At 59.8% G+C, this 4767-nt stretch carries 6 protein-coding genes; 4 read left to right on the forward strand and 2 right to left on the reverse strand.

Annotation, left to right across the window (positions count from 1 at the left end; genetic code table 11):
- Positions 1-221: 221 nt before the first annotated feature.
- Positions 222-608 (reverse strand): cupin domain-containing protein, encoded by a 387-nt coding sequence (locus VGY55_11575; protein HEV2970600.1) that lies wholly within the window; start codon positions 606-608, stop codon positions 222-224.
- Between the two features lie 3 nt (positions 609-611).
- A complete protein-coding gene (locus tag VGY55_11580) occupies positions 612-1001 on the reverse strand; it encodes a hypothetical protein (GenBank protein ID HEV2970601.1) in 390 nt (129 codons plus the stop codon).
- A gap of 175 nt (positions 1002-1176) precedes the next feature.
- Between VGY55_11580 and VGY55_11585 the strand changes: the two genes are divergently transcribed.
- From VGY55_11585 to sufC, 4 genes are all read left to right on the forward strand, one after another.
- Positions 1177-2205, forward strand: a complete 1029-nt coding sequence (locus VGY55_11585) for a tRNA-dihydrouridine synthase (GenBank protein HEV2970602.1) — start codon at positions 1177-1179, stop codon at positions 2203-2205.
- A gap of 199 nt (positions 2206-2404) precedes the next feature.
- A complete protein-coding gene (locus VGY55_11590; GenBank protein ID HEV2970603.1) occupies positions 2405-3064 on the forward strand; it encodes a hypothetical protein in 660 nt (219 codons plus the stop codon).
- A gap of 26 nt (positions 3065-3090) precedes the next feature.
- Positions 3091-3693: an NADH-quinone oxidoreductase subunit B family protein gene (locus tag VGY55_11595; GenBank protein HEV2970604.1), complete on the forward strand. Its 603-nt coding sequence runs from the start codon at positions 3091-3093 to the stop codon at positions 3691-3693.
- Positions 3694-3745: 52 nt separating this feature from the next.
- Complete coding sequence (sufC, locus tag VGY55_11600) at positions 3746-4585, forward strand: Fe-S cluster assembly ATPase SufC (GenBank protein ID HEV2970605.1); 840 nt, start codon at positions 3746-3748, stop codon at positions 4583-4585.
- The last annotated feature ends 182 nt before the right edge of the window (positions 4586-4767 follow it).

Here is a 4767-nt window from a genome sequence, read left to right on the forward strand (position 1 = left end):
CATACTTGCACCGCGTCCTGGTGATAATCAAGCCCGACGAAAACCGGTATACTCGACATACTCGTTGCTCCACAAAAAGGGTTTTGGGTTAACCACACTCGTAGTAAACCCTAGGAGCAACGAGCTTTCATCCTCATCTACAGTTGTTCAACGACGCGTGGTGGCAAGACCTCGCTGGCGGACGATCGCCGCCGCTTCCGAATCCCGAATCCCGAACCCCCCTATGCTCGAACGCCGCATTCCGGGGCGACGGTCACTGACTTGCCGGTCGCGGAATTTGGGATCAAGCAGAGGAACTTGAGCGGCGCTGAGCCGGTGTTGCGGAATTGATGGACTTCGTTCGGTTTGACGAACACCACGTCGCCAGCGTGGAGCGGATGTTCGCGGCCGTCTTCCAACACGACGCCGGCCCCTTCCAGCACGAATACTTCGTGCTCGTAGTCGTGGAAATGTTGCGGCGTGTGGCCGCCGGGCGCGACCTCGAATTGCCGCATCGCGAAATTCGGCGCGCCGTCGTGCTCGTCCACCAACCAACGGACCTGGCATCCGCTGGAACCCTCCATTTGCACCGGCACGGCGGGAGTCTGCTCGAAATGACTGACTTTCATGATTCACTCTTGAATACGGGACTGGCTGACGTCGAAGGTATTCGGATCGTGGCGGACGCTGGGAGCCTCCGTGCCGACGCTGGCTGCGTCGGCCACGTCGCGCCGCGCCACTTCGCGCCGGCCGCGGAGGTGGTCAAGATAGATCGCGGGGAGCGTGAAGACCGCCAGCCCTGCCAGTTCGACCATCAGTATTGCCGTGCCATGTCGGCCGAGCAAGTCCATCAGGCCGTGCCCTGGCGCTCCCGCTTCCGGCAGCCCCTCGGGCCGTATCGACTTGAGCATCATCACACCAAACGCACAAGCCGTGATCGTGAAGGCGATGCCGAATACCATCGCCAGCAAGTAGAACGGATTGAACGGCTTCTTGGGCTTCGGCATGGCAGGATCGGACAATTTTTGACTCCTCACTGGACGGCTGGCTGCGGCCACCTTCCATTCTAAACTTCCGCTCGATGCTCGAAAATGCTCTCATGCAGTTGCGGCCTTGGAATATACACTCGTCAATAACCTATTATCTGTGTCCATCCGCGAAATCAGTGGCTCCTCTCCTGCCGTATCTCCGTCACCGATGTCCACCATTGCCGATTTACGTCCTGTAATCGTTCCGCCGCTGCGGATCGGGCCGCTGGTGGTCGATCCGCCGGTGCTCCAAGCGCCGATGGCGGGGTTCACCAACTACGCCTACCGGCAGGTCGTGCGCGAGTACGGCGGTGCGGGGTTGCAGGCCACCGAGATGATCTGCGCCAAGGGGTTCCTGTGGCGGGATCGAGCGGAGCAGGATTTGCCCGATCGGCTGTGGGGCATCGAAGACGAGCCGCGGCCTCTGGCCGTGCAGATTTGGGACAACGACCCGGAGACGCTTGCCTCAGTCGGGGCAAAGCTGGCCCATGAGCTACACGTGAGCGTCGTCGATATCAACTTCGGCTGTCCGGTGAAGGACGTTTCCGAGCGGGCACACAGCGGATCGTATCTGTTGCGCGACCCTGACCGCATCGGCGCGATCGTAGAGCGCGTCGCGGCGGCGTGCGCGCCGGTGCCGGTGACCGCCAAGATTAGGCTTGGCTGCACGCGGAATTCCATCCGCGCGATCGAGGTCGCGAGAGTCGTTGAGTCGGCCGGCGCCGCGGCGATCACTGTCCACGGCCGCACCGCCCAAGATTTTTTTCGCGGCTCGGCGGATTGGGAACGCATTGCCGAGATCAAGCCACATCTGCACCGCATCCCGCTGATTGGCAATGGCGATCTGAATTCTCCCGAGGCGGTTGTCGAAGCCTTCCGCCGCTACGGAGTCGACGGAGTGATGATCGCTCGGGCCGCGCTGGGCAAGCCGTGGCTTTTTCGGCAAGCAGCGGCGGCGCTGCGCGGCGAACCGATCCCGCCAGATCCGAGTCTGGCCGAAGAGCGCGAACTATTGCTCCATCACTTCGATCTCGTCTGCCGCCGGTTCGGTCCTGAGCGAGGGACCTTCCTGATGCGCAAGTTTGCCTGCTGCTACGCGGCGGGGCGGCCCGGCGTGCGTGGTTTTCGCGCCGCGGTGGCTCGGGTCAGCCAACCGCAGGAGTTCTTCGAGGCGGTCGACGAGCATTTTCCCGAATAGCTGGGCGAATTGTTCCGCGGTTTGTCACACGCCGCTCAATTTGCCGAATCGTTTCGTTGTAACTCTATCCTGGAATTCATCTTATGGATTGACGACGGAGAGCAATGCTTTGGCGACAGCATCTTTTTCAAACATTGTGTTGTATAAATTGTCTAAACGGGTATTATTAGGGCAGTGAGTGTCATCGGAGGTTGTTGCAATGCAAGCCGTAGTCGAAAGTTCGGACACAGCTTTGATCGATTTGCTGCGCCGCGGTGGCGCGCTTGGCGTGTCGGAGATGGCGTCCGCGATGCAGGTTACGGCTACCGCCGTGCGGCAGCGATTGGGCCGGCTAATGGCGGATGGTTTGATCCAGCGCGATCTGGCCAAAGCGCCGCGCGGTCGGCCGAGCCACCGCTACTCGCTCACGGAAAAGGGAATGCGCAAAACCGGCTCGAATTTTGCCGACCTGGCGATCGCCCTCTGGAACGAAGTCCGGCAGATCAAAGATCCGGCTGTTCGCAGCGGGCTGATCCAAAGATTGGCAAAAACAATGGCCGGCATGTACGGCGGTCAGATCAACGGCCAAACGACCGACGAGCGGATGGAAGCCGTTAGTCGCTTGATGGGTGAAAAGAACATCCCGTTTACGGTCGACCACTCGGGCCAACTCCCCGTGCTGACCGCCTTGGCCTGCCCTTATCCCGAATTGGCCGAGCAGGATCGGGGTATCTGCGCGGTGGAGAAGATTCTGTTTTCGGAATTGTTGGGAGAGAAGGTGCGGCTGACGGAATGTCGGCTCGACGGAGCAAGCTCTTGTTGCCGGTTTGAAACCAATTCAATGCCGGGTATAGTGAGCGATTCGGTTGTTGTGAACTGAGTGCAGCTACCCGACAGGTGAGAGATATGACACAGCCTTGGATCGAAGGACGTTTTGAAGAGAACGTCATAACGACGACCCTCGAGCAGGCGATCAATTGGGCTCGCCAATCGAGCATCTGGCCGATGACTTTCGGCTTGGCCTGCTGCGCGATCGAGATGATGGCGGCCGGCGCCAGCCGATTCGATTTGGACCGCTTTGGCGCCGGCGCGTTTCGCGCGACGCCGCGGCAGGCGGACCTGATGATCGTGGCCGGCACGGTGACGTACAAAATGGCGAGCCGAGTGCGGCGGCTTTATAACCTGATGCCCGATCCGAAATTCGTGATCGCGATGGGGGCCTGCACGACCGGTGGCGGCCCATATTTCAAATGGGGCTATCACGTCGTGAAGGGCGTTGATCTCGTGGTGCCGGTGGATGTATATGTGCCTGGCTGCCCGCCGCGACCGGAGTCGCTGCTCGAAGGATTGATGCGGATTCAAGACAAGATCATGGGGCATAAGATGAATCGTCAGCTCGGCAGCGAACTGAAGATGGACGATGAACTCCCCGTCCCTCATCATTCCGGCTACGTCGATGCCCCGGAAGATCTGGCGCCGGTGTACGATCACCAGAAGATCACCGGCTAGGCGCAAATGACGAATGTCGAATGACTAATGTCTAAAGAATGACGAAATCGAAATGACTGAAGCGCTTAAGATCACTGATTTACACGTCGCCGTTGACGACAAGCCGATCCTCAAGGGGGTCAATCTTGAAATCAAGCGGGGCGAAGTCCATGCCTTGATGGGTCCAAACGGCTCGGGCAAGAGCACGCTCGGCTTGGCGATCATGGGGCATCCCGGCTACGAGGTGACGAGCGGCTCGATCGAGTTGATTCGCGAGGACGGCTCGCGGCTGGATGTGCTGGAAATGGAGCCGAACCAACGGGCTCGAGCCGGAATCTTCATGGCTTTTCAGCGGCCGATGGCGATTCCCGGCGTGCGAATGTCCGACTTTCTCCGCCATGCCGCGACGAACGTCCGCCGCCCCGACCGCAAGGAAGGGGAAGAGTTGATCCCGATGAAGGAGTTTCGTAAGGAACTCAAGGCAAAAATGCAGCAGTTGAAAATGGACCCCGATTTCGCCAGGCGGTATGTGAACGAGGGCTTTTCTGGCGGCGAAATGAAGCGGGCCGAAATTCTGCAGCTCGCCGTGCTTCAGCCCAAATTCGCCATCCTCGACGAAACCGACAGCGGCCTCGATGCCGACGCCGTGCGGCTGGCCAGCCAGAGCATCGCCGAAATTGGCGGGGCGGATATGGGAATCCTGATCATCACGCACCACGAACAACTGCTCGAACACAACGCGCCCGACGCGACCCACGTCATGCTGGGCGGCCGGATCGTCGAAACGGGCGGCCCGGAATTGGCCGCCGAATTGCACAAACTAGGTTACGAACGGATTCGCGCCGCCTATCCCGAAGCCGCCGATGACGAACGCGCGATGTCGGCCGACGAGGCGCTCGCGCAGAAAGTTTGATATAGAGGAATCAACATGGCTACTGATATTGCCGAACCCGCCGTACACGATGAAATCGGCGAGATCAATAAATACGATTTTCGCACCGAATCGAACTACGTCTTCAAGGCCCGCAAGGGGCTCGATGAGGAGATCGTCCGCCAGATCTCCGACATCAAGAACGAGCCGGCCTGGATGCGCGA

This window comes from Pirellulales bacterium, from assembly GCA_035939775.1.
In the GTDB taxonomy this organism is placed as follows: Bacteria; Planctomycetota; Planctomycetia; order Pirellulales; family DATAWG01; genus DASZFO01.